Here is a 23,882-nt window from a genome sequence, read left to right on the forward strand (position 1 = left end):
TCAGTCTCCGCTCGCCCGATCAGGGCTCGTCATAGACGAGATGCGCCGGGCGCCCCTCAATCACGAGCTTCAGCGCTTTGTCGCGCGGGGTGTGGAGCGGGATACACACCGACTCCTGCTTGAACGACTCCAGCTTCTCCGGTGCAAGGTGCAAGTCTTTCGCGATCTGCAAAGCCGACGTCACGATCACTTCCATCTGCCACCGCGCCATGCGTGCATGTTCGAGCGCGCTGCGCAGGCGTTGGTCATAGCCGGGCGAGGGCGTCGGCAGCAGATCGAGCGTCCTCAGCTCATTCCACGCATTCTTCTCGTCCTTCTCGCTTGCGGTATATTCGGCGAACAGCGTGTATAGATTGGAATAGCCGGCCTGTTCATCGGTCGGCATCAGGCTGATCCCGCCCGATTGCAGCGCCGTCTTGTAGCGGCCATCGGAAGTGAACCAGATCAGCGGATGGCCGATCCAGATCGGCCCCTTGATGGCTTGGCCGGCGCTCACTTGCGCGATCAGCCCGGCGATCTCATCAAGCCGCTTGCTCACGCATGGCTCGGTCTCGGCGCGGCGCACCATGTAGCCCAGATTCCGCGCGATTTCGGCACGGGCATTCTCGCGCGCTTCTACGACATGGCGATGATCCCGCCACGCCTCAACCACCTGCTCGAGCGTCAGCGCGATGAGAATGCCGATGACGACAACGCCGATTTCGGACGCCAATTCGCGCCAGCTGTGGACAGGTTTGGGCTTGTGAATGTCCATCGACGGCTCCGTTATGGGGACGGCCGCCGGGTCAAGCGCTTGTGGCGCGTCGTCTGTCTGCGGTTCCCCCATTACGCTTCGGCAATGAGCGAAATATCAGTGCTCGCGCAAGTCCCTACCCGATCGTCTGCCCCGTCTTCGCCCAGTCGGCAAGGAAGCCCTCGATGCCCTTGTCGGTCAGCGGGTGCTTGACGAGCTGGCGGATCACCGCGGGCGGCGCGGTCATCACGTCGGCACCGATCCGCGCGGCTTCCAGCACATGGACCGGGTGGCGCACGCTGGCGACCAGGATTTCGGTGTCGAAACCGTAATTATCGTAGATCAGGCGGATATCGCTGATCAGCGCCATGCCGTCAAAGCCGATATCATCGTGCCGGCCCACAAAAGGCGAGATGAACGTCGCACCTGCCTTGGCGGCGAGCAGCGCCTGATTGGCCGAGAAGCAGAGCGTGACGTTGACCATCGTGCCGTCATCGGTCAGCGCCTTGCAGGTCTTGAGGCCATCGATGGTGAGCGGCACCTTGACCGCGATATTATCGGCGAGTTTGCGGACGATTTCCGCCTCGCGCATCATCCCCTCATGGTCGAGCGCGACGACTTCGGCCGAGACGGGGCCACTGACGATGCCGGCGATTTCCTTGACGACTTCGAGGAAGTTGCGGCCCGATTTGGCGATTAGCGAGGGGTTGGTGGTCACACCATCGAGCAGGCCGGTCGCAGCGAGATCGCGGATGTCGGCGGTGTCGGCAGTGTCGGCGAAGAATTTCATGTGGAGGCCCCGGTTGAGTGAGTCGTTGCTGGGGAGCCTTACCGCCCTTTGTTGCCGGCGCCAGTGCGGCGAACGGAAATGACGATCCTATCGATCCTCCCAACCGGGGGGAGGATCGGAATTATTTCGGCGCGATCATCACGCCGATGCTGGGCGCCTTAATGCCCGACAAGCGCAGCTGATAATGGCCGGGCACCAGGGCGAACGCCACGATCTTGCGGATGCCGCTGCACGCCGGGCCGTGATCATGGCCGGTCGAGGTCTGCGTCTTGTCATTGCGATTGACGTCGATCCATGCGGCGTCACTCAGCGCGACCGCATAGGTGCCGGCGCGCGGCACGTCGATCTCGACTGCTGCCGCCTTGCCGCCGCGCGCGCGTTCTTCGGCGGTTTCGCCTGCCACCGCGAGCGCACCCGAAACGTCGAAGCGCGCGCCAATGCCCGGCCGATTGCCCGGCGTCGCCCAGCCGGCGAAACCGGCCGGTGGCGGCGCGACGGTTGGGCATGCCGCCGGGGCCGGATCGGCGAGCAATAAGAGCGGCAAGAGCAAGGGCATTGGGGTCTCCACAGCAGCTTGAGCGATATTCCCGCTCGCATACAGCATCCCCGCCGCCACGCCCACCCTTCCTTGCGCGCCCGCAATGCCCATAAAGGGTGCCATGTCGTCCCGCGTTCGCGTCGTCATCCTCAATTCGGCGGTCGGCCCGTTCGATTATCGCGTGCCGCACGGCATGGCGGTCGAGCCGGGGGCGATCGTGATCGCCCCACTTGGGCCGCGCCAGCTGCTCGGCGTCGCGTGGGAAGAGGAGCGGATGCCCTCGCCCGGCGAGGTCGGCGACAACCGCCTGCGCAACCTGCTGGGCGTGATGGATGCGCCACCGATCCGCGCGCCGCTCCGCCGGCTGATCGAGTGGACAGCGAACTATTACCTCGCCCCGCCTGCCGCCGTCGCGCGGATGGCGCTGCCGTCAAGTTCGGCGTTGGAAGGCGCGCGGACGGTGACCGAATATCGCCCAACCGGCGAGGTGCCCGCGCGCCTCACCCCGCAGCGCGCGCAGGCGCTGGAGCGGCTCGCCGATCGTCAGGGCATCATCCGCGAGCTGGCGCTGGCGGCCAGCGTGTCCGACGCGGTCATTCGCGGGCTGGTCAAGGCCGGCGCGATCGAGGCCGTCGAGGTAGCGCTCGACAGCCCCTTCCCGGTGCCCGACCCGGCACATGCCGAGCCACAGCTTTCGCCCGACCAACGGGCTGCGGCCAACGCGCTGGTCACCGCCGTCGATGCGCATCGCTTTGAACCGTTCCTGCTCGATGGCGTCACTGGCTCCGGCAAGACCGAAGTCTATTTCGAGGCGATCGCCGCCGCCATCCGCGCCGGCCGCCAGTCGCTCGTCCTGCTCCCCGAAATCGCGCTGACCGAGCCGTTCCTCAAGCGCTTTGCCGATCGCTTCGGCTGCGCGCCGGTCGCCTGGCATTCCGACCTGCGCCAGTCGCAGCGCCGCCGCGCGTGGCGCGCCATTGCCAGCGGCGAGGCGCTGGTGACGGTCGGCGCGCGATCGGCGCTGTTCCTGCCTTATGCCAATCTCGGCCTGATCGTGGTCGACGAGGCGCATGAGACGAGCTTCAAGCAGGAAGAAGGCGTCCATTACCACGCCCGCGACGTGGCGGTGATGCGCGGGCTATTCGAGGAGGCGCCGGTGGTGCTGGCCTCGGCAACGCCAGCGATCGAAACGCGCCAGCAAGTCGCGCTGGGCCGTTACACCGAGCTCAAGCTGCCCGGCCGCTATGGCGCCGCCGAGCTGCCCGAGATCGAAGCGATCGACCTGATCGCCGAGCCCCCCGAGCGCGGCCGTTGGATCGCGCCGCGCCTGGTGAAGGCGATCGACGCGACGCTCGAACGCGGCGAGCAGGCGCTGCTCTTCCTCAACCGGCGCGGTTATGCCCCGCTCACGCTGTGCCGCTCGTGCGGACATCGCTTCCAATGCCCCAATTGCACCGCCTGGATGGTCGAACACCGTCTGATTCAACGGCTTGCCTGCCATCATTGCGGCCACGTCGAAAAAGTACCCGACACATGCCCGGAATGCGGCAACGAGGACTCGCTCGTCGCGTGCGGCCCCGGCGTCGAGCGCATTGCCGATGAAGTCGCCGCGCTGTGGCCCGAGGCGAAGCGCGCCGTGGTGACTAGCGACACAATCTGGTCGCCCGCCACGGCTGCCGAATTCGTCCACCGGATGGAAGCCGGCAATATCGATATCGTGATCGGCACCCAGCTCGTCACCAAAGGCTATCATTTCCCCAATCTTACGCTGGTGGGCGTGATCGATGCCGATCTGGGGCTCGACGGCGGCGATCTGCGCGCGGCGGAGCGTACCTTTCAACAAATCAGCCAGGTCGCTGGCCGCGCCGGCCGCGCTACCAAGAAGGGGCATGTCTTCATCCAGACCCACCGGCCGGATGCGCAGGTGATGCAGGCGCTGGTCCAAGGCGACGCCGATGCCTTTTACGCCGCCGAAACCGAAGCGCGCCGCTTCGCCGACGCCCCACCGTTCGGCCGCTATGCCGCGATCGTGGTGTCGTCGGAGGACAAGGCCGCCGCGCAAGACAGTGCCCGCGTCATCAAGCATGCAGCGCCCGAGGTCGACGGCATGGCGGTCTATGGCCCCGCCCCTGCCCCGCTCGCCATGCTGCGCGGCCGCCACCGCTTCCGCCTGCTCGTCCACGCCCGCCGCAGCTTTGACGTGCAGGACGCGATCCGCGACTGGCTCGGCAGCGTCGAGTGGCCCGCCAAAGTGCGCGTGACGGTGGATGTCGATCCCTATAATTTCCTTTGACCGCCGCCGCGCTGCTGAGGCTAATGGCGGCATGCGCCGGCTACTGCTGATCCTTGCTCTGATTCTGATCGGATCGATCGCCACGCCGACGCGCGCCGACGACATCTCGGCCGCCGGACGCGGCGTCGTCCGCGTCGTGACGATCGCGACGGCAGCGGGCGAAGTGGTCGGGTTCGGCCATGGCAGCGGCTTTGCGGTTGGGCCGAACCGCATCGTTACCAATGCGCATGTCGTCGAGCTTGCCGCGCGCTATCCAGCGAATGTGGTCATCGGCGTCGTGCCCTCGGAAGGCGACAAGAGCTATCAGGGCAAGCTGATCGCTTATGACGCCCAGCGCGATCTCGCGCTGATCGAATTCAAGGGCACCAGCCTGCCGCCGCTGACGCTTTACGGCGGGCCCGTTACCGATGGCGAGCAGGTGATTTCGCTCGGCTATCCCGGCAATGTCGATCTCGCGACGGCGCAATCGGCAGCCGACTATATCAGGCCGCTCTCGCCAGTCCGCACGCAAGGCGGCTTTGCCGGGAATCGGATGCTGACCGGCGTGCGCGTGTTCCTCCACACCGCCAGCATCGCGCGCGGCAATTCGGGCGGGCCGCTGCTCGATCGCTGCGGGCGCGTGATCGGCGTCAATTCCGCGCTGACCAAAGCGGAAGAAGGCGATTCGACCTTCGGCTTCGCCATCGCCGATGCCGAGCTGCTCGCCTTCCTGGCCACCGCCAAGCAGCCGATCTCGCAAGTGACGTTGCCCTGTACCAGTATCGACGAGCGCTTACGCCAGGATCGCGAGGCTGCTGCCGCCGCTGCCGATGCGCAAGTCGCCGCCGCGCAAGTCGCCGACAGCAAAGCGACGCTGGCGCGCGAGCAAGCGATGGACGCCGCCCGCGCCAAGCTCGAGCGGCATATCGAAAACATCATCGCCATCGCCGCTGTGCTGCTCGTGCTGGCAGCGCTCGCGGTGGGCGGCGCGGGGATGCTCGAGATGCGCGAGCAGCGGCGCGAGGCGATCTGGGCGCTGTCAGCTGGCGGCGTGCTGTTCGTGGCGAGTGCACTCGTGTTTCTCACGCGGCCCGCCGGCGCGGTCGTGCTGCCGGAAGCGCCCGTGGCGAGCGCGACGACGACCGATCAGGGCTATGGCCGTTACGCCTGCCGCATCCAGCCCAAGCGTAGCCGCATCAATCTGACGACGCCGCAGGACGTCTCGCTCGATTTTGGTCGCGACGGCTGCATCAATGGCCGCACCCAATATGCCGAGAATGGCAAGAAATGGGAGCGCATCCTGGTCCCCAGCGACGAGCAGACGGTGCGCGTGCTCGAATTCGACAGCGCTGCCAAAACCTATACCGACAGTCGCTATTACCTGACCGCGCCGCAAATGGCCGAAGCGCGCAAGCTGCGCGGCGGCGTCGAACAAAAGGCCTGCACCCCTAACGAAGCCGACCGCCAGAAGCTCCGCAGCCAGCAAAGCGCGATCCGCGACGCGCTCCCCGCCCAGCCCGACGAATGGCTGGTCTATCAATGTTCTGCGGGACGGTGACACGCCTACAGCCACCGGTTGACGATCGTTTGACAGCAGCTTTAATCTGAGGCGTTTTCGCGGGGGTTAGACAAGATGTTGAAGCGACTTTTGCTTGGGTTGGCGTTAGCAGTAACACCGGCCGTCTGCCAGGCAGAGTGGCACGAAGCCACGACCCCACACTTCATCATTTATGCTCAGGAAGGTGACAAGGCCCTTCAACACCGGGCCGAGCGTCTTGAGGCGTTTCATTCGTTGATGTTGAAAGCCTTCAATATCACGACGGAGCCGATCCCTTATCGTGTGCGGATCTATGTCGTTCCATCGACCGGTTATCTGCAGCAGATGATGCCTCACCCCAATTCCGAGGTCGCAGGTTTTTACGAGCCGATCGCCTCGGGTCCGGTTGTTTTCACGCCCGAGAACGCCGACTCGGGATCAGGCGTGTTCAATTCCCAAGTCGTGCTATTTCACGAATATTCCCACCATTTCATGCTGCAGAATTTTCCGGTCGCCTATCCCGCGTGGTATGTTGAGGGGCGTGCGGAAACCTTTGCGACGGCCTCGTTCGAAAAGCCCGGCTTCATCACTTACGGTAAGCCGGCAAATTATCGGTTGGGCGAAATCTACAATCTAGATCAGCCTGCCAGCGACATCATCACAAAGCACACTGGTGAGGGGAAACGCGTCGAGTTTTCTTACGGCCTGAACTGGCTGCTCACCCACTATCTGTTGTTTTCGCCAGAGCGAAAGGGCCAGCTGAGCGCGTATTTGGCGGCCATCAATCAAGGCAAGACGCTGGAAGAGGCGGCAAAAGCTTTTGGTGATTTGCGAAAGCTCGATCAGGATTTCGCCCGCTACAAGGAGGCCGGTAATTTTCCTTATGTTGCGGTGCCGATCGACAAGGCGAACAGCGAGGGCATAACCATTCGGACGCTGTCGCCCGATGAAGACGCGATGCTGCCGCTAGAGATGGAATACACCAAAAGCGACGAATTGCGGCAGGGCGATGCGGCGGTTTTTGGCCCCTACGCCAAGGCATTCGCCGAAAAGGTCGAACAGGCGGCAGCGCCATATCCGCAAAGCAAAGCCGCATTGTTCCTGATCGCGCTGTCGGAGAAGGATGCCGACCATCTCGACGTCGCGCTGCAGGCGGCGGACAGGCTAATCGCCATCGCACCGGATTTCCCTCGCGGCCACGTCGTGAAGGGCCAGATCTTGCTCGCCAAGGCCGAAAAGGCATCGGGTGCCGACAAGACGGCGCTCGCCGCCGCCGGGCGCAAGGAATTTGTCGCGGCCAACAAGCTGAATGCGGATGATCCGCTGCCGCTCATCGGCTTTTATATGTCCTACGGTGCCGGCGGCGTGGGGTCGCCCGATATTGCGATCCAGGGATTGGTGCATGCCGTGGCCATTGTCCCGCAGGACGGTGACACGCGCATGATGCTTGCACGGGCTTACATTGTTCGTGGCGACAAGCAGAATGCGATCGCAACGTTGAAGCCAATGACGGCAAACACGCACGGGGGCCGTTCGGCCCAGATGGCCACCAAGATGATCGCCCGGCTTGAGGGGCGCGAAGAGGGTGATCCGTTAAAGGTCGAAATTCCGAAGGACCCGAAGACGCCCGCGCCACCCAAAAAGACCTAATCGCCGCCCCGGTCGATCCGCGCTGCAAAGCAGCCGCGCTTGGCGTTGTGGGCATGGAGATACGCGGTCTCGGGGCTGGCGAATAGCCGGTCGATCAGCGCGGGCAGGTCATGGCCCTCGACCAGATCGGCGTCGGTCATATTGCCTGCCGCGTCGTAGGCGCGCACCGACAATGTCCGGATCGCCAGTTGATCGGGCACTGCGTCGACATAGCGTGCCGCCTGCGCAGCCCCTTCCTTGACGAAGATCGCGTGGCGCTGCCGATAGGGCGTGTCGACCGGCAGGTGCTCGTGATTGAGGAGGAGCACGGTGTCACCCACCGCCACGTCTTCCAGCGTCACCCGACACGGAAATCCGGGATTTTCTGTTACCGTCATCCTCTCGATCCCGCGCGCGGCAAGCGCAGCATCGGCTAGCCCGAACAGGCTCTCGAACGGCGCGGGATCAAGCCCATTGATCACGAAACGCGTCACGCCACACCTTCCCGCTTCCTGAGTTCGATCTTGCGATCGACGCCATAGGCATAGCCGCCCATCGTGCCGTCGCTGCGTTGCGCGCGGTGGCAAGGGATGACGATCGCGACAGGATTGGCGCCGCACGCGGTGCCCGCCGCGCGCACCGCGCCCGGATTGCCGACGGCGGCGGCGAGCTCGGCATAGCTCCGCGTTTCGCCCGCCGGAATGTGGCGGAGCGCTTGCCACACCGCTTCCTGAAAAGCGGTGCCGCGCACGTCGAGCGGCAGATCCTGGTTGCGATCGGGGCTTTCGACGCTCGCGACGACGCGCTGGGCAAGGTCGGCAAGCGCGGCACCGCCCGAGACTATCTCGGCCGCCGGGAAGCGCGCTCTGAGCGCGGCTTCATCCTCGTCGAACGACACGCGGCAAAGTCCTTTGTCGGTGGCTGCGATCAGCAACGGGCCCAGGCTGGTGGGCGCGAGTGTCCAGCGGATCGTTACGCCCGCGCCACCGCGCCGCCATGCGCTCGGCGTCATGCCCAGCCGCCTCCCGGCGCTTTCGTAGAAGCGGCTCGGCGTGGAATAGCCGGCCTCATAAATCGCGTCGGTCACTCGATCCTCCGTTGCCAAGGCCCGCACCGCAGCTCCCGCCTTCAACCCACGTGCATAGGCCGCCGGTGTCACCCCGGTCGCGCGCTTGAACAGTCGGTGGAAATGGTGCGGCGCATAACCGACCGCCGCAGCAACCGCATCGAGCGACAGCGTCTCGTCGGCGGCGCCGATCAGCTCGATCGCCTTGGCGACCGCGACACGGTCTCGCGCGACTTCATCGGGTTTGCAGCGCAGGCAGGCACGAAACCCTGCCGCGCGCGCCGCCTCGCCATCGGGATAGAAAACGACATGCTCGCGCTTGGGGTGGCGTGCCGGGCAACTCGGCCGGCAATAAATACCGGTCGTCCTGACGGCACCGACAAAGCGCCCGTCGGAATGCCGGTCGCGCGCAATAAAGGCCGCCCAGGCGGCGTCGGGGTCGATGGTGTGGGTCACGTTGTCCATGGGCCGGCTATAGGCTGGGCTGGGAAGGCTGCCATCCCAGCCTTTGCTTTCAAAATCGCACCCGTCATATGCTCGGTTTGCCCGCCCCTGCCGCCGCGACCAATTGCGCCTCGAACACCGCGGCGACCTGGCGCCGCGCGGCCGGATCGCTGATTGCGCGTGCCAGGGTGACGCCACCCAGCATCACTGCCAGCATGGCCCAGCCGCGATCGTCAGCGTCTTGCTCTGCAAGCCCGGCGGCAAGGTGGCGATGGACTTCGCCAAGCTCGCGCTCGAAGCTCTGCGCCACCGCCGCATCGACCCGCACGGCGTCTGGCGCGAATCCCGGTAGCGCGCAGAGATTATCGACCAGATCAAGCTTGGCTTCGCTGAAATAGAAGCGCGCGAACACCGCCGGCCACGCGGCGCCATGCTCGGCGCGACACCGCTTGATCCCCTCGACCAGATCGGTGAGCCCTGACGCGACGATCTCCCGATATGCCGCCGATTTCGAAGCGAAGTGGCCGTAGAAAGCGCCGTTGGTGACACCCGCGGCTTTCACCAGCCCGTCAACGCCGACGCCATCATAGCCATGCGCGCGGAATTGCCCGGCGGCGGCGCGCATGATGCGCTCACGCGTCTGCTGCTTATGGTCGGTCGAGTAACGCATTCTGCCATTCCGATCGATAAAATCGACGACCCTCTTGCATTAAGAGTAATCGCTCTCCATTAAAGAGAGTGATCGCTATATATGAATTCCAGCGGCGGTCGACAAGGCAATCGGCCCCATGCCCGACCGAGACTTGGTCGGGCATCGGTCGAGTGCGCCCAGATGAAAGGACACTTTCCATGCGTATTCTTCTACCCGTGATCTCAACCGCCATTGCGGCACTTGCCCTCTCGGCAAGCGCCGCCGCCGCACCGGCCCCCAGCCAATTATTGCTCGACGTCGATTTCGCGCCGCGCGACGTTGCGCAGGTCGAGGTGGGCGATTTCCATTTCCGTCCCGGCCAGCTCGCCCCGGTCCATACCCATGCCGCGCCGGCGATCGGCTATGTCTCGAAAGGCACGATCTATTATCAGGTCGAAGGCATGCCCGCGCAGATACTGAAGGCGGGTGACGCGTTCTACGAGCCGGTCGGGCCGCGCATCCTGCACTTCGACAATGCGTCGAAAACCCAGGAAGCCGTGTTCACCGACTTCAATCTCGAGCAGGCGGGCGAGCCCTTCATCGTGTTCGATCATCCGCCGAGCGAGAAGATCGACCGCCGCACTTTCCCCACCGCCGCCCTCCGCGTGAGTGGCGTGCAGCATGCCCGCGCCGAAGCCATCCGGCTGCCTGCGGGGCACAGTCTCGCCGCGACTGGCAATGCGATGGTCGGCTATGTCGCCAGCGGATCGGTCCGCATCGGCGGCAGGATCGTCCAAAAGGGGCAGACGCTGTCGTTGGCGGCTGGTCAGCCAAGCAGGATCGTCGCCGGCAGCAAAGGCGCAACGGTGATCGCTTTTACAATCAACAACTGAAGCCCCGCGCTCAATGGCGCATCGGATCGACGTCCACCGCCGAGACGATGCGCCATTCGAGCTCTCAAAATGAGCTGGGCAAAATGTTGAACGTCCGAATACCGCCAAAGCGGTCAATGGCTGCTTTGACATCGGGGCGCTGCGCCAGCTTGTCTTCGCCTAAGTGCATCGGATCTTTAGCAAGCGCGGCCGGTGGTGAAGCATATGTGCTCAACGTGCTGAGCGCGGTAACCGGGCCGGCATCGGCGTGCAACCAACGGATCGCAACCGCGGCCGCAGCATCTTGCTCCCCCCTACATAAATGCAGTTCTACAGCGCCATTAGGGGCATCTTTTTCATGCGAATCGACATAAGCAAGATCCTCGGCCGCACCAACTTTGTCCCCGACAAGGAAGCGCGCGCATCCGCGAACGGTGCGCATCTGCATGTCGCCATAACGGTTGCCCTGCCTTTTCGGATCGTCAAAGGCCTTCAATGTTTCAAGGGCATCCGCCGGGTGATTGAGCGCCACCTGCATGTCGGCCTGGTTGATAACCTGACTGACGTTCAGCGAGCCTCCTTCGTCGAGCGCTGCGCCACGGCGATACGCATCGACCATCATGGTGTAATCGCCGAGGCCGGCCAATCCGGCCCCCAGGCCATCCCACCACCAATTTGCGCGGTCCTGGTCGACAAACTTGTCGCCGCGTTCTAGCCGCGCCTTATACGGCTGCATCAATTGAACCGCTTCCTGAAATCGGCCGAGCAGGCGCAAAACCTGAGCGGCTTCGATCGCCGGGTTCAGCCGATCTGGATTTGCGACCATGGCTTGACGCGCGATATCGAGACAATGCAGCGCCGCTGCCCGAACATCCGGATCAGCCGCATAGAGTGGCCGCGTGGCAGGGGCCAAACTGGCATAAGCGATTGAGAAGGGTGCAACCAGCGACCCAAGTTGGGCCCTTGCGGCTTTCATATCGCCTCTAGTCGCGAGAATTTCAGCATAATCACGGTGAAAAGGGTCGAGTGGTGCAACCTCGCCGACAGGCGCGAAATTCCCGTCTAATAAAGCGCGGTCAAGTTTTTCGCGCGACGATTCAAGCTTTGAGGTTTTTAAGTCCCTACTCAGCTGATAAATCCATCCCGGCTGCAAGTTTTGGAAAAGTATCGGACGCTGCTGCATTATTTTTATCAGCGACGTAACGGCGTCGTCATACGTAGCTCTTTGTAGTTCAAGACCGAACTTCAACAGCCATACCTGGTTTATCGCAGCATCATATTTTGAGGCCCGGCTCACATACCGGTATGCAGCATCGAGGTTCCCTTCGTAGATCGCGCAAAGTGCTACAATGAGGCCAGTGCGCGATTTAACATCGTCTTGCGCGGACGATTCATCGATCCGCTTCGCGATGGCTTCATTAACATCGAGATCGGCAGAGCACGTCTTGGCGCTCACTTGCTTGCCCAGATCCTCGATCGCCGCGACATCAGCCGGGTCTGCCGCCAAATGAACTTGGCTTGGAGCGGAAGCCGCGCCGCCTGTGTTCAACCATAAAGCCGCCGCAAAGAGAAGTTCGCGCATATCTTTCCCACCGCCTCGACATTGCCTAGCAGCATCACGGTATGTCTTGATGCCTCTGTAATCTAGCGAATTTTGGAACTTCGGGGCCTCATTCGCCGGCTGTGTCAGCCGTTGAACAGTCAAAAAAACTACTCGCTTGCATCGCTGCCGATCTAACGAATCGGGGCCCGCTTGCATCCCTGGCGCACCGATGCTAACCGCCCGCCAACCCATCGCCGGGCGCTGCCGCGCCCCGTTCGCGCATGGGGCCACTACTCCTTTGAGTGACAAGAGGGATTCGGATCGCGTGGAGACATCCGGCGGCATTCAGGCGAGCTTACCGGGGCGTTATGCGACCGCGCTGTTCGATCTGGCGCGTGAAGCAAAGGCGATCGACACGGTCGAATCGAACCTCGCCGCCGTCCGCGCCGCGCTTGACAGCTCGGCCGACCTGACCCGCGTCACCAACAGCCCGCTGGTTAGCCGCATCGACGCCAAGAAAATCGTCGCCGCGACCGCGCAGGCGCTCAAGCTCGATACGCTGACCACCAATTTCCTCGGCGTGCTCGCCGAAAACCGCCGCCTCGCTGCGCTCCCGCAAGTCATCCGCGCGTTTCGTGAGCTTGCCGCCGCGCATCGCGGCGAGACGAACGCCGAAGTCACCTCGGCCCATCCGCTCGATGCAGCGCAGGTCGATGCGCTCAAGCAGGCGCTCCGCGCCCGCATCGGCCGCGATGTTGCCGTTGACCTCTCGGTCGATCCTTCGCTGCTCGGCGGCCTTGTCGTCCGCATCGGCAGCCAGATGATCGACAGCTCGATCAAAACCCGTCTCAATTCCCTCGCGCACGCAATGAAGGGCTGAAAGCTAGAATCATGGATATCCGCGCCGCAGAAATCTCCAAGGTCATCAAGGACCAGATCGCCAATTTCGGCACCGAGGCCGAAGTCTCCGAAACCGGCCAGGTGCTGTCGGTCGGTGACGGCATCGCGCGCATCTACGGCCTCGACAATGTCCAGGCCGGCGAAATGGTCGAGTTCGCCAATGGCGTGCAGGGCATGGCGCTCAACCTTGAGGCCGACAATGTCGGCGTCGTGATCTTCGGCTCGGATGCCGAGATCAAGGAAGGCGATACCGTCAAGCGCACCCAGACGATCGTCGACGTGCCGGTCGGCAAGGGCCTGCTCGGCCGCGTCGTTGATGGCCTTGGCAACCCGATCGACGGCAAGGGCCCGATCGCCGCGACCGAGCGGCGCCGCGTCGAAGTCAAGGCCCCGGGCATCATCCCGCGCAAGTCGGTGCACGAGCCGGTGCAGACCGGCCTGAAGGCGCTAGACGCGCTCGTCCCCGTCGGTCGCGGCCAGCGCGAGCTGATCATCGGCGATCGCCAGACCGGCAAGACCGCGGTCGCGATCGACACCTTCATCAACCAGCGCGAGGCGAACAAGGGCGACGACGAGTCGAAGAAGCTCTATTGCATCTATGTCGCGGTCGGCCAGAAGCGCTCGACGGTCGCGCAGATCGTTCGCATGCTCGAGGAAAATGGCGCGATGGAATATTCCATCGTCGTCGCCGCGACCGCGTCGGAACCCGCGCCGCTGCAGTTCCTCGCGCCCTATACCGGCTGCGCGATGGGTGAATATTTCCGCGACAACGGCATGCACGCCGTGATCGTTTACGACGATTTGTCGAAGCAGGCGGTCGCGTATCGCCAGATGTCGCTGCTGCTGCGCCGCCCGCCGGGCCGCGAAGCTTATCCCGGCGACGTGTTCTATCTGCACTCGCGCTTGCTCGAGCGCGCGGCGAAGATGAACGACGCCAATGGCAATGGCTCGCTGACCGCGCTGCCGATCATCGAGACGCAGGCCGGCGACGTGTCGGCCTACATCCCGACCAACGTGATTTCGATCACCGACGGCCAGATCTTCCTCGAAACCGATCTGTTCTTCGCCGGCATCCGCCCGGCGATCAACGTCGGGCTCTCGGTGTCGCGCGTGGGATCATCGGCGCAGACCAAGGCGATGAAGAAGGTCGCCGGCTCGATCAAGCTTGAGCTGGCGCAGTATCGCGAAATGGCGGCGTTCGCGCAGTTCGGCTCGGACCTCGACGCCTCGACCCAGCGCCTGCTCAACCGCGGCGCGCGGCTCACCGAGCTGCTCAAGCAAGCGCAATTCGCGCCGATGCCGTTCGAGGAGCAGGTAGTCTCGATCTTTGCAGGCACCAACGGTTTTATCGACGCCGTGCCGGTGCCGGCAGTGACGCGCTATGAGGCGGAAATGCTGGGCTATATCCGCAGCCACCACGCCGATCTGCTCGCCGATATCCGTGATAAGCGCGACTTCACCGACGACACCAAGGCGAAGCTGAAGGATGCGCTGGCCGATTTCGGCAAGGTGTTTGCTTGATTGAGCGTCACCCCAGCGCACGCTGGGGTCGCAGGCCGCGAGCGAACGGCCTGTTGCACGAGGTCCCAGCTTTCGCTGGGACGACGAGGTAGGAACGAATGGCGAGCCTAAAGGCCCTCAAACTGCGCATCGGCTCAGTGAAGTCGACGCAGAAGATCACCAAGGCGATGAAGACCGTCGCCGCCGCCAAGCTGCGCCGCGCGACGGAAGCGGCGGTGGCCGCGCGTCCCTATACCGAGCGGCTGGAAGGCGTGATGGCGCGGCTGGCGGCGAAAGTGACGATCAGCGCGTCGAGCCCCAAGCTGCTCGTCGGCACCGGCAAGGACCAGGTCCATCTGCTCGTCGTCGCGACTGCCGATCGGGGTTTGGCCGGCGGCTTTAACACCAACATCGTCCGCTTGGCTCGCCGCACCGCCGATGAGTTGATCGCGCAGGGCAAGCAGGTCCGCTTTTATGTCGTCGGCCGCAAGGCGCGGGTGCTGAGCCGTTTCTACCCCGGTCTGATCCACGCCGACCGCGACATGAGCGGCACCAAGAGCCCGACCTTCGCGGCCGCGCAGGACATCGCCGCTGACCTCGTCGCGCGCTTTGAGGCGGGCGAGTTCGATATCGCGCACCTGTTCTATTCGACCTTCCGCTCGGCATTGGTGCAGGAGCCGTCGGTCCAGCAGATCATCCCCGTGCCGCTCCACGCCGCGCCTGCCGCTGATGCCGGCGCGGGTTCCGCGATGGAATATGAGCCCGACGAGGAAGCGATCCTGGAAGCGCTGTTGCCGCGCAACATCGCGATCCAGCTTTACCGCGCCTTGCTCGAAAACAACGCCGGCTTCTTCGGCGCGCAGATGACCGCGATGGACAATGCGACGCGCAATGCCGGCGATATGATCAAGCGGCTGAGCATTCAGTATAACCGCGCCCGCCAGGCCGCGATCACGACCGAACTCGTTGAGATTATCTCGGGTGCGGAGGCTCTATAAAGTTTTTGAGATTTGGGTTGTGCTGTTGGCGTTGAATGCGTGCAGCCAGTCCAAAACAAAAGAAGATACAGCGAAACAGACAATTAAAATTTGCTCGGAGAAATCTCGCAATACTGATCCTAGCACAATGACTACGCCATATGATGACTGCGTTGCTCGACGGGCTAATTTGGCTCCTGAAAATGAGCGGAGTCGGGTTTGTCGTCTGGCAGAGGCTGGAAGGATCAGCGGCGGTATATGCGTTATCGATACTGAGTAGTTCGAAGAAGATTAGAAAGACAAGGAAAGCACGATGGCAACCGAAGCCCCAACCGCAGCAAAGCCCGCCCGCAAGCCGCGCGCGACCAAGCCCAAGGCGGATGCGCCCACCCCGGCGGCAGCCGTTTCCGGCAGCAACAATGTCGGCCGTATCAGCCAGGTGATCGGCGCCGTCGTCGACGTGGCGTTCCCGCAGGGCAATCTGCCCGCCATTTTGTCGGCGCTCGAGACCGACAATAACGGCAACCGGCTGGTGCTCGAAGTCGCGCAGCATCTGGGCGAGAACAGCGTGCGCACGATCGCGATGGACTCGACCGAGGGGCTCACTCGCGGCCAGACCGTGACCGACACCGGCAGCCAGATCCAGGTCCCAGTCGGCCCGGCCACGCTCGGCCGCATCTTGAACGTCGTCGGCGAGCCGATCGACGAGCGCGGGCCGGTCGGCACGGACCTCAAGGCGCCGATCCACGCCAAGGCGCCCGACTTTATCGACCAGTCGACCGAAGCTGCGATCCTCGTCACCGGCATCAAGGTCATCGATCTGCTCGCGCCTTATGCCAAGGGCGGCAAGATCGGCCTGTTCGGCGGCGCCGGCGTCGGCAAGACCGTGCTGATCCAGGAACTGATCAACAACATCGCCAAGGGCCATGGCGGCACCAGCGTGTTCGCGGGCGTCGGCGAGCGCACCCGCGAGGGCAACGACCTGTACCACGAATTCCTCGACGCGGGCGTTATCGCCAAGGACAAGGACGGCAACGCGATCTCCGAAGGATCGAAGGTTGCGCTCGTTTACGGCCAGATGAACGAGCCGCCGGGCGCGCGTGCCCGCGTCGCGCTCTCCGGCCTGACGATTGCCGAATATTTCCGTGATGTCGAAGGCCAGGACGTGCTGTTCTTCGTCGACAACATCTTCCGCTTTACCCAGGCCGGGTCGGAAGTGTCGGCGCTGCTCGGCCGCATTCCCTCGGCAGTGGGCTATCAGCCGACGCTGTCGACCGACATGGGCGCGCTGCAGGAGCGCATCACCTCGACTAACAAGGGCTCGATCACTTCGGTGCAGGCGATCTACGTCCCCGCCGACGACTTGACCGACCCGGCGCCGGCCACCTCGTTCGCGCACTTGGACGCGACAACCGTGCTCAGCCGCGCGATTTCGGAACTCGGCATTTACCCCGCCGTCGACCCGCTCGATTCGACCAGCCGGGTGCTCGAACCGCGCGTGGTTGGCCAGGAGCATTACGAAACGGCGCGTGCCGTTCAGGCGACGCTGCAGAAGTACAAGTCGCTGCAGGACATCATCGCCATTCTCGGCATGGACGAGCTTTCCGAAGAAGATAAGCTGACCGTCGCGCGCGCGCGCAAAATCCAGCGCTTCCTGTCGCAGCCGTTCCACGTCGCCGAGGTGTTCACCGGCATCCCCGGCAAGTTCGTGCAGCTGGAAGACACGATCAAGTCGTTCAAGGCCGTCGTGAACGGCGACTATGATCACCTGCCGGAGAGCGCCTTCTACATGGTCGGCGGCATCGACGAAGCCGTCGCCAAGGCCGAAAAGCTGGCGCAGGAAGCGTAAGGCCAAGCTCTAGCCCTCTCCCCTTCAGGGGAGAGGGTTGGGAGAGGGGCAGTGGTACGGCCATCCCTCTCCAACTCCCCCTCTCCCCGACCCTCTCCCCTGAAGGGGAGAGGGAGAAGGTAAGAAAATGCTGCACTTTGAACTCGTCACGCCGGAAAAGCTGGTCCGCTCGGAAGAAGTCTATCAAGTCGTCGTCCCCGGCACTGAGGGCGATTTCGGCGTGCTGCACGGTCACGCGCCTTTCATGTCGACGATCCGCGACGGCGCGCTCCATATCTACAAGACCGACAAGGCCGAGCCCGAAATCCTGCCCATTAAGGGCGGCTTTGCCGAGGTTAATGCCACCGGCCTCACCATTCTGGCGGAACAAGTCGGCTGACGCGCCAAAACGCTGGCGTAATGACTTTCTGCGCAATGGCTTGTTGCGTGAACAGGCGTAGTTAGGAAATTGTCAAAGCTTGTGGGCTAGTTCCCCTCGATACAGTTCGAGGAGGACCAGCTTCGATGAGCGCGTTTGGGCGCCGTAATGGACCGAGCCCGTCAGCACCGGCGCGCCCCGCCTTCGGCATTGCCCGCCCCATGCAAGGCGGCGGCCCGGCGCGTCCGGTAGCCGAGAGCGACGGTGGCGATCAATTCCCGCCGATCAGCCCGACCGCGCTTGGCGTCGAGCTGCCGCGCGACGTTGACGGTCAGCCGAGTGCCGATCTGCCCCCGGTGCCGATGACCGGCACCATGCCTGGCGCGGCGATGGACGCGCTGGCGCGGCTCGCCGAACGCCAGGCGACGTCGGGCGATGCCGGCCAATCGCGCATGGAGGGCTTTGAAAGCTCGATCCACAAGATCAAGGAGCAGGTGCTGCCGCGCCTGCTCGAACGCGTCGATCCCGAAGCCGCCGCCACGCTCAACAAGGACGAGCTGGCCGAGGAATTCCGCCCGATCATCGGCGAAGTGCTCGCCGAGCTGAAGCTGACGCTCAATCGCCGCGAGCAATTCGCGCTGGAAAAAGTGCTCGTCGACGAATTGCTCGGCCTTGGGCCGCTCGAGGAGTTGCTCAACGATCCCGAAATCTCCGACATCATGGTCAATGGCCCCGAGCAGACCTATGTCGAGCGCAAGGGCAAGCTCGAGCTCGCCAATATCCAGTTCCGCGACGAGGAACATCTGTTCCAGATCGCGCAGCGCATCTGCAACTCGGTCGGCCGCCGTGTCGACCAGACCACGCCGCTCGCCGACGCCCGCCTGAAGGACGGCAGCCGCGTCAACGTGATCGTGCCGCCGCTAAGCTTGCGCGGCACCGCGATCTCGATCCGTAAATTCTCGGCCAAGCCGATCACACTCGACATGATGGCGGGCTTCGGTTCGATGTCGACCAAGATGGCGACCGCGCTGAAAATCGCCGGTGCCTGCCGGTTCAACGTGGTCATCTCGGGCGGTACCGGCTCGGGCAAGACGACGATGCTCAACGCCTTGTCGAAGATGATCGACCCTGGCGAGCGCGTGCTGACCATCGAAGACGCTGCCGAACTTCGCCTGCAGCAGCCGCATTGGCTGCCGCTCGAAACCCGGCCGGCGAACCTTGAAGGTCAGGGTGAAATCACCATCCGCGATCTGGTCAAGAACGCGCTGCGTATGCGGCCGGATCGCATCATCCTGGGCGAAATTCGTGGGTCCGAGTGCTTCGATCTGCTCGCCGCGATGAATACCGGCCATGACGGATCCATGGCCACGCTCCACTCCAACTCCCCGCGCGAAGCGCTGGCGCGTATGGAGAACATGGTGATGATGTCGGACATCAAGGTGCCGAAGGAGGCGATCAGCCGCCAGATCGCGGATTCGGTTGACCTCATCATCCAGGTCAAGCGCCTGCGCGACGGCAGCCGCCGCGTCACCAACATCACCGAGGTGATCGGCATGGAAGGCGCGGTGATCGTGACGCAGGAGCTGTTCAAGTTCGAATATCTCGACGAGAGCGCCGACGGCAAGATCGTCGGCGAATATCGCGCCATGGGCCTGCGCCCCTACACGCTGGAAAAAGCGCGCCAGTTCGGCTTCGACCAGGCGTATCTTGAAGCCTGTCTTTGATCTGAAAGCGGCGGCGCCGCTGGGCCGGCGGCAGGGAGTGACAGCGCGTCTGATTACGCCGCTGCTCCTGCTGGTTCTGCCGCTCGCCTTCTTCCTGTCGCTGTTCAGCTGGCAGGTGCTCGATATCGGCAATGCCGGCTGGCTGCTGCGCGGCACCGACAATGGCGAGAACGCGCTGGGCGCGCATGCCTATTGGCACGATCCGACGACCGGCGCCTCGCTCAGAAATTCCCTGCTCAATGCGCCCGATGGCGAGCCGGTGCTGTTTACCGACAGCAACCCATTGCTGACCTTGCTCGCCAAGCCGTTCGCCGCCTGGCTGCCCGCCGACGCGCAATTGGTCGGGCCGTTCATCCTGGCGACTCTGATCCTGCAGGCGTTCTTTGCCTGGCTATTGCTGCGCCGGCATGCGCCTGGGCCGATCGCGCTTTGGGCAGGCGTTGCGTTGCTCGCTTTTCCACCGACGCTCGCCAATCGCTTCATGCACGCCAATCTGATGGCGCATTGGACGATCCTGGCAGCGCTGTGGTTGTTCCTCGATCCCGTGCGCCGCGCAAAACTGCGCTGGTGGGCGCCGCTGATCGCCATCACCGCCATGATCCACAGCTATTTGCTGGTGATGGTCGGGGCGATCTGGGCGTCGGCAATGCTAGCGAGCTTTGTCGAGGCGCGCGGGCGCGATCGTGTGGCGCTGATCGGCCATGGCGTCACCATTCTGGCGATCGTCGCCCTATTGGCGCGCTGGATGGGGGTCGAAGGGCAAAGGTCGACCGGCAGCCTTGGTCGGTTTGCCATGCCGATCGATGCGTTGTGGAACCCGGGCATTGCCGGCTTCTCCAGGCTGATGCCGACAAGTGCCGGTCATACCTGGTTCGAGGGCTTTCAATATCTCGGCGCGGGTGGATTGGTGCTGATGATTGCCGCCGTCGCGATCGCATGGCGCCGCCCGATGGCGGGCGAAGAACGGACCGTCCTTACCCGCCTGCGCTGGCTCGCACCGGCGCTGATCGTGCTGGCGACCGTCGCCTTGCTGCGGCAACCCCTGCCCGCCGCGCTGACTGCCCTGCTCGATCCGGTTCGCGCCTCAGGTCGGCTGTTCTGGCCGATGGCCTATACGCTGGTGCTGCTCGCGCTGCTCGCGGTTTATCGCTTGTCCGCCGAGCGCGCCGGCATGCTGCTCATCAGCCTGATCGCGCTGCAGGTGTTCGACCTCGGCGGCATGGCCGCGACGATCCGGCAGCAAAGCGCCGACGCCGCCAATCACCGCCTCTACGAGCACACACCCGATCCGCGTTGGGACCAGCTTATCGCGCAATCCAACTCGATCGCGTTCATGTCGGGCGATGTCGGCTTCGATCTGCAACTCTACCAGGAAGTGACGTGGCGCGCGATCAAGGCGGGCCGCCCGGTCAACACCGCTTATGCTGCGCGCGCCGGAACGGCGACAATCCAGCGGCTGCAGGCGGAGGCCGAGGCACTCGAGCAGGGCAGGCTGGTGCCCGGTCGGCTGTACATCCTGATCAATCAGACCAAACTGCCAGCCGCCGTTGCCACCACAGCCGGCGCGCGCATCCTGCATATCGACGGCCGCACGGTCATCGCGCCGCGCTGACGCTCAGCCGAGCTTGTCGATCTTCGCCTGAAGCGACTGGAGCTCGGCCTTCAGCGCCGCAATCTCGGCGTCCTTACTGCTCGCGCTCGCAGCACCCGCACCGCCCGGCTTGAACGCTGACGTCGCCGCTTCGAACATCGCCATGTTGCGCTTGGCAATCTCGGCAAAAGGCGAGTGCGCAAAGGCGCCTTCGACTGCCGATTTGAACTGCGCCTGGTTGCGTCGAAGCCCCTCCATCGCCGCTTCGAGATAGCCCGGCACCATCGCCTGCATCGAATCGCCGTACATCGCGATCAGCTGACGGAGGAAATTGACCGGCAGCATCGTCTGGCCGCGGCTTTCCTCTTCCATGATGATCTGGGTGAGGACATTGTGGGTGATGTCCTCATCGGTCTTGGCGTCGACGACCTTGAACTCGCGGCCCTCGCGCGTCATCGCCGCGAGATGGTCGAGCGTGATGTACGACGACGTCTCGGTGTTATAGAGACGCCGATTGGCGTATTTCTTGATGATGACGGTATCGCCGGCGCCGGACTTTTTCATGGAATTCCCCACGAGTGAGTAACCGGGCTGTAACACCCTTTCATGCCGCGCCGCAACACGGGCCGCGCCCCTTGCCGCTGTTTCTGCAGCTATTGCGCGAACAGACTGCAGCATCGCGCGAACGGGAAGCCGCCGCGCTGGCCGGATTGGCGGCGTATCAAGCGGCACTGCGCGGCAAGCCGCGCAAGCTGGCGGGCGTTCGATACCGGCAGGGCCGCGCGCGGTTGCGCCGCTATAGTCGAGCGAGCGATGCACGCGCGGTGATCGTCGTGCCGTCGCTGATTAACCCGCCGACGATCCTCGATCTCGCGCCGCATCAATCGCTGATGCGCTGGCTGGCCGCGCAGGGCTTCAACGCCTTTCTGATCGATTGGGGCACGCCCGATGCTGCAGCGCGGGACATCGATTTGACGCAGCATGTCGAGCGGCTGCTGCTGCCGTTGGTGCGCCGTTTTGCCCAGCCGCCGGTGCTGATCGGCTATTGCCTGGGCGGCACCTTGGCGGCGGGCGTGGCGGCGGTGGCGTCGGTCGCCGGGCTCGCCATGATCGCGGCGCCGTGGCACTTCACCGGCTTTGGTGCGCGCGCCAAGGCGGACATCGCCGCGCTGTGGTCGACCTCGAAGCCAATGTGTGAGGCGATGGGTCTGGTGCCGATGGAAGTCCTGCAATCGGGCTTCTGGCGGCTCGATCCAAGGCGGACGATCTCGAAATATGAGACATTTGCCGGGCTCGATCCCGCCAGCGCCGCGGCGCGCGATTTTGTCGCGCTTGAGGATTGGGCGAACGCCGGCGCCCCTCTGCCCTTCACCGCTGGCCGGCAGCTGTTCGAAGAGTTCGTCGGTGCCGATCTTCCCGGCACGGGGAGCTGGCGAATCAAAGACCAATTGGTCAACCCGCGCGCTCTCGATTGCCCGACGATCGATTTCGTCTCAATGTCGGATCGGATCGTCCCCGCCGCGAGCGCCAGCGGCATCGCCAACCGGCGCGAGCTCTCCGCAGGGCATGTCGGCATGATCGTCGGCGGCAAGGCGCGCGCGCAATTATGGGAGCCGCTTGCCGACTGGATTAGCGCCATCACCGGGACTAGATAAGCGCGGAACCGCGCTGCCCGATTCCCCAGGGCCGCCCAAGGAGCCCGAGCCCCATGACCGATATCGTCATCACCGCCGCCAAGCGCACGCCGGTCGGCAGCTTCATGGGCGCCTTTGCCGCGACCCCGGCGCACGAGCTCGGCCGCATTGCGATCGAGGCAGCGATGGCGGATGCCGGCATCACCGGCGACGATGTCGACGAGGTCATTCTCGGCCAGGTGCTCACTGCGGCGCAGGGCCAGAACCCAGCGCGCCAAGCCTCGATGCACGCCGGCGTGCCAAAGGAAAAGCCCGCCTGGGGCGTCAATCAGGTCTGCGGATCGGGCCTGCGCGCCGTTGCACTCGCCTATCAGGCGATCCAGAGCGGCGATGCCACGGTGATCGTGGCGGGCGGGCAGGAATCGATGTCGCTAAGCCCCCATGCGCAGACGCTGCGCCCCGGTACGAAAATGGGCGACTTGAGCCTGGTCGACACGATGATCAAGGACGGCCTGACCGACGTGTTCAACGGCTATCACATGGGGATCACCGCAGAAAACCTGGCTGAGCAGTACCAGATCACGCGCGGCGAGCAGGACGCATTCTCGGTGCGCTCGCAGAATCTGGCGGAAGCGGCGCGCAGCTCGGGCCGCTTCAAGGACGAGATCGCCCCGGTCACGATCAAGACGCGCAAGGGGGACACCGTGGTCGCCGACGACGAATATATCCGCGCTGGCGCCACGCTCGACAGCGTGTCAGGCTTGAAGCCCGCGTTCAAGAAGGATGGCACCGTGACGGCCGCCAACGCCTCGGGCCTGAACGACGGCGCCGCCGCGCTGGTCATCATGAGCCGCGAGGAAGCCGAGCGGCGCGGCGCGCCGATCCTGGCGCGGATTGCGAGCTGGGCGTCGGTCGGCGTCGACCCGTCGATCATGGGCATCGGCCCGGTGCCGGCGAGCCGCAAAGCGCTGGAGAAAGCCGGCTGGACGCTGGCCGACCTCGACCTCATCGAAGCCAACGAGGCGTTCGCCGCACAGGCGCTCGCGGTCGGCAAGGAACTTGGCTGGGATGCCGACAAGGTCAACGTCAATGGCGGCGCCATCGCGATCGGCCATCCCATCGGTGCGTCAGGCGCGCGGATCCTGACCAGCCTGATCCACGAAATGGGCAAACGCGATGCCAAAAAAGGCCTGGCGACATTGTGCATCGGTGGCGGCATGGGCATCGCAATGTGCGTGGAGCGCTAGATCGCCCAGGAGCTTACGCTGTTATCACGAACCCGAGCGCTCTAGCG

At 64.1% G+C, this 23,882-nt stretch carries 21 protein-coding genes; 13 read left to right on the top strand and 8 right to left on the bottom strand.

Annotated elements, in window-relative coordinates; translation table 11 throughout:
• Positions 1-19: 19 nt before the first annotated feature.
• The 3 genes from ACLB0R_RS11320 to ACLB0R_RS11330 form a co-directional block, all read right to left on the bottom strand.
• Positions 20-754, bottom strand: a complete 735-nt coding sequence (locus tag ACLB0R_RS11320; RefSeq protein ID WP_416643586.1) for a hypothetical protein — start codon at positions 752-754, stop codon at positions 20-22.
• A gap of 115 nt (positions 755-869) precedes the next feature.
• Positions 870-1,523, bottom strand: coding sequence for a fructose-6-phosphate aldolase (fsa, locus tag ACLB0R_RS11325; protein WP_416643585.1), 654 nt, complete (start codon positions 1,521-1,523; stop codon positions 870-872).
• Positions 1,524-1,644: 121 nt separating this feature from the next.
• Positions 1,645-2,079 carry a hypothetical protein gene (locus tag ACLB0R_RS11330; RefSeq protein WP_416643584.1) on the bottom strand — a complete coding sequence of 145 codons (435 nt, stop codon included), beginning with the start codon at positions 2,077-2,079 and terminating at the stop codon, positions 1,645-1,647.
• A gap of 103 nt (positions 2,080-2,182) precedes the next feature.
• On the opposite strand from ACLB0R_RS11330, the gene ACLB0R_RS11335 reads away from it, so the two are divergent.
• From ACLB0R_RS11335 to ACLB0R_RS11345, 3 genes are all read left to right on the top strand, one after another.
• Positions 2,183-4,354: a primosomal protein N' gene (locus tag ACLB0R_RS11335; RefSeq protein ID WP_416643583.1), complete on the top strand. Its 2,172-nt coding sequence runs from the start codon at positions 2,183-2,185 to the stop codon at positions 4,352-4,354.
• Positions 4,355-4,385: 31 nt separating this feature from the next.
• Entirely contained in the window at positions 4,386-5,891 is a 1,506-nt protein-coding gene (locus ACLB0R_RS11340) for a S1C family serine protease (protein WP_416643582.1), read from the top strand.
• Between the two features lie 75 nt (positions 5,892-5,966).
• Complete coding sequence (locus ACLB0R_RS11345) at positions 5,967-7,520, top strand: hypothetical protein (RefSeq protein ID WP_416643581.1); 1,554 nt, start codon at positions 5,967-5,969, stop codon at positions 7,518-7,520.
• Here the strand turns inward: ACLB0R_RS11345 and ACLB0R_RS11350 are convergent.
• The 3 genes from ACLB0R_RS11350 to ACLB0R_RS11360 form a co-directional block, all read right to left on the bottom strand.
• Positions 7,517-7,993: a DUF1203 domain-containing protein gene (locus ACLB0R_RS11350; protein ID WP_416643580.1), complete on the bottom strand. Its 477-nt coding sequence runs from the start codon at positions 7,991-7,993 to the stop codon at positions 7,517-7,519. The two genes, ACLB0R_RS11345 and ACLB0R_RS11350, sit on opposite strands and share 4 nt — an antisense overlap.
• Positions 7,990-9,030, bottom strand: a complete 1,041-nt coding sequence (gene ada / locus ACLB0R_RS11355; protein WP_416643579.1) for a bifunctional DNA-binding transcriptional regulator/O6-methylguanine-DNA methyltransferase Ada — start codon at positions 9,028-9,030, stop codon at positions 7,990-7,992. Before ada ends, ACLB0R_RS11350 begins: the two co-directional genes overlap by 4 nt.
• A gap of 64 nt (positions 9,031-9,094) precedes the next feature.
• Entirely contained in the window at positions 9,095-9,679 is a 585-nt protein-coding gene (locus ACLB0R_RS11360; protein WP_416643578.1) for a TetR/AcrR family transcriptional regulator, read from the bottom strand.
• A 179-nt stretch (positions 9,680-9,858) separates the two neighbouring features.
• Between ACLB0R_RS11360 and ACLB0R_RS11365 the strand changes: the two genes are divergently transcribed.
• Complete coding sequence (locus ACLB0R_RS11365) at positions 9,859-10,533, top strand: cupin domain-containing protein (RefSeq protein WP_416643577.1); 675 nt, start codon at positions 9,859-9,861, stop codon at positions 10,531-10,533.
• Positions 10,534-10,597: 64 nt separating this feature from the next.
• Here the strand turns inward: ACLB0R_RS11365 and ACLB0R_RS11370 are convergent, their stop codons facing one another.
• Positions 10,598-12,094, bottom strand: coding sequence for a hypothetical protein (locus tag ACLB0R_RS11370; RefSeq protein ID WP_416643576.1), 1,497 nt, complete (start codon positions 12,092-12,094; stop codon positions 10,598-10,600).
• A gap of 286 nt (positions 12,095-12,380) precedes the next feature.
• On the opposite strand from ACLB0R_RS11370, the gene ACLB0R_RS11375 reads away from it, so the two are divergent.
• The 7 genes from ACLB0R_RS11375 (at position 12,381) to ACLB0R_RS11405 (ending at position 20,975) form a co-directional block, all read left to right on the top strand.
• The gene (locus tag ACLB0R_RS11375) at positions 12,381-12,935 is read left to right on the top strand and encodes a F0F1 ATP synthase subunit delta (RefSeq protein WP_416643575.1); all 555 of its coding nucleotides are present in this window, start codon (positions 12,381-12,383) and stop codon (positions 12,933-12,935) included.
• An 11-nt stretch (positions 12,936-12,946) separates the two neighbouring features.
• Positions 12,947-14,476, top strand: coding sequence for a F0F1 ATP synthase subunit alpha (gene atpA, locus ACLB0R_RS11380; RefSeq protein ID WP_416643574.1), 1,530 nt, complete (start codon positions 12,947-12,949; stop codon positions 14,474-14,476).
• 98 nt (positions 14,477-14,574) lie between these two features.
• Entirely contained in the window at positions 14,575-15,453 is an 879-nt protein-coding gene (locus tag ACLB0R_RS11385; RefSeq protein ID WP_416643573.1) for a F0F1 ATP synthase subunit gamma, read from the top strand.
• Positions 15,454-15,745: 292 nt separating this feature from the next.
• Positions 15,746-17,281 carry a F0F1 ATP synthase subunit beta gene (gene atpD / locus ACLB0R_RS11390; RefSeq protein ID WP_416643572.1) on the top strand — a complete coding sequence of 512 codons (1,536 nt, stop codon included), beginning with the start codon at positions 15,746-15,748 and terminating at the stop codon, positions 17,279-17,281.
• A gap of 127 nt (positions 17,282-17,408) precedes the next feature.
• Positions 17,409-17,660, top strand: coding sequence for an ATP synthase F1 subunit epsilon (locus ACLB0R_RS11395; protein WP_416643571.1), 252 nt, complete (start codon positions 17,409-17,411; stop codon positions 17,658-17,660).
• Positions 17,661-17,785: 125 nt separating this feature from the next.
• Positions 17,786-19,363, top strand: coding sequence for a CpaF family protein (locus ACLB0R_RS11400; protein ID WP_416643570.1), 1,578 nt, complete (start codon positions 17,786-17,788; stop codon positions 19,361-19,363).
• Positions 19,347-20,975 (top strand): DUF6311 domain-containing protein, encoded by a 1,629-nt coding sequence (locus tag ACLB0R_RS11405; protein WP_416643569.1) that lies wholly within the window; start codon positions 19,347-19,349, stop codon positions 20,973-20,975. The genes ACLB0R_RS11400 and ACLB0R_RS11405 overlap by 17 nt, the downstream gene beginning before the upstream one ends.
• A 3-nt stretch (positions 20,976-20,978) precedes the next feature.
• On the opposite strand, the gene phaR is transcribed toward ACLB0R_RS11405, so the two are convergent.
• Positions 20,979-21,518 carry a polyhydroxyalkanoate synthesis repressor PhaR gene (gene phaR, locus ACLB0R_RS11410; RefSeq protein ID WP_416643568.1) on the bottom strand — a complete coding sequence of 180 codons (540 nt, stop codon included), beginning with the start codon at positions 21,516-21,518 and terminating at the stop codon, positions 20,979-20,981.
• 14 nt (positions 21,519-21,532) lie between these two features.
• Between phaR and ACLB0R_RS11415 the strand changes: the two genes are divergently transcribed.
• Positions 21,533-22,609: an alpha/beta fold hydrolase gene (locus ACLB0R_RS11415; RefSeq protein ID WP_416643567.1), complete on the top strand. Its 1,077-nt coding sequence runs from the start codon at positions 21,533-21,535 to the stop codon at positions 22,607-22,609.
• A 53-nt stretch (positions 22,610-22,662) separates the two neighbouring features.
• Positions 22,663-23,835, top strand: coding sequence for an acetyl-CoA C-acetyltransferase (locus tag ACLB0R_RS11420; RefSeq protein WP_416643566.1), 1,173 nt, complete (start codon positions 22,663-22,665; stop codon positions 23,833-23,835).
• The last annotated feature ends 47 nt before the right edge of the window (positions 23,836-23,882 follow it).

The organism is Sphingomonas sp. GlSt437, assembly GCF_048015635.2.
In the GTDB taxonomy this organism is placed as follows: Bacteria; Pseudomonadota; Alphaproteobacteria; order Sphingomonadales; family Sphingomonadaceae; genus Sphingomonas.

Coding starts and splice junctions, on each gene's coding strand:
- ACLB0R_RS11320 (WP_416643586.1), bottom strand. CDS start 754: ATGGACATTCACAAGCCCAAACCTGTCCACAGCTGGCGCGAATTGGCG.
- fsa (WP_416643585.1), bottom strand. CDS start 1,523: ATGAAATTCTTCGCCGACACTGCCGACACCGCCGACATCCGCGATCTC.
- ACLB0R_RS11330 (WP_416643584.1), bottom strand. CDS start 2,079: ATGCCCTTGCTCTTGCCGCTCTTATTGCTCGCCGATCCGGCCCCGGCG.
- ACLB0R_RS11335 (WP_416643583.1), top strand. CDS start 2,183: ATGTCGTCCCGCGTTCGCGTCGTCATCCTCAATTCGGCGGTCGGCCCG.
- ACLB0R_RS11340 (WP_416643582.1), top strand. CDS start 4,386: ATGCGCCGGCTACTGCTGATCCTTGCTCTGATTCTGATCGGATCGATC.
- ACLB0R_RS11345 (WP_416643581.1), top strand. CDS start 5,967: ATGTTGAAGCGACTTTTGCTTGGGTTGGCGTTAGCAGTAACACCGGCC.
- ada (WP_416643579.1), bottom strand. CDS start 9,030: ATGGACAACGTGACCCACACCATCGACCCCGACGCCGCCTGGGCGGCC.
- ACLB0R_RS11360 (WP_416643578.1), bottom strand. CDS start 9,679: ATGCGTTACTCGACCGACCATAAGCAGCAGACGCGTGAGCGCATCATG.
- ACLB0R_RS11365 (WP_416643577.1), top strand. CDS start 9,859: ATGCGTATTCTTCTACCCGTGATCTCAACCGCCATTGCGGCACTTGCC.
- ACLB0R_RS11370 (WP_416643576.1), bottom strand. CDS start 12,094: ATGCGCGAACTTCTCTTTGCGGCGGCTTTATGGTTGAACACAGGCGGC.
- atpA (WP_416643574.1), top strand. CDS start 12,947: ATGGATATCCGCGCCGCAGAAATCTCCAAGGTCATCAAGGACCAGATC.
- ACLB0R_RS11385 (WP_416643573.1), top strand. CDS start 14,575: ATGGCGAGCCTAAAGGCCCTCAAACTGCGCATCGGCTCAGTGAAGTCG.
- atpD (WP_416643572.1), top strand. CDS start 15,746: ATGGCAACCGAAGCCCCAACCGCAGCAAAGCCCGCCCGCAAGCCGCGC.
- ACLB0R_RS11395 (WP_416643571.1), top strand. CDS start 17,409: ATGCTGCACTTTGAACTCGTCACGCCGGAAAAGCTGGTCCGCTCGGAA.
- ACLB0R_RS11400 (WP_416643570.1), top strand. CDS start 17,786: ATGAGCGCGTTTGGGCGCCGTAATGGACCGAGCCCGTCAGCACCGGCG.
- phaR (WP_416643568.1), bottom strand. CDS start 21,518: ATGAAAAAGTCCGGCGCCGGCGATACCGTCATCATCAAGAAATACGCC.
- ACLB0R_RS11420 (WP_416643566.1), top strand. CDS start 22,663: ATGACCGATATCGTCATCACCGCCGCCAAGCGCACGCCGGTCGGCAGC.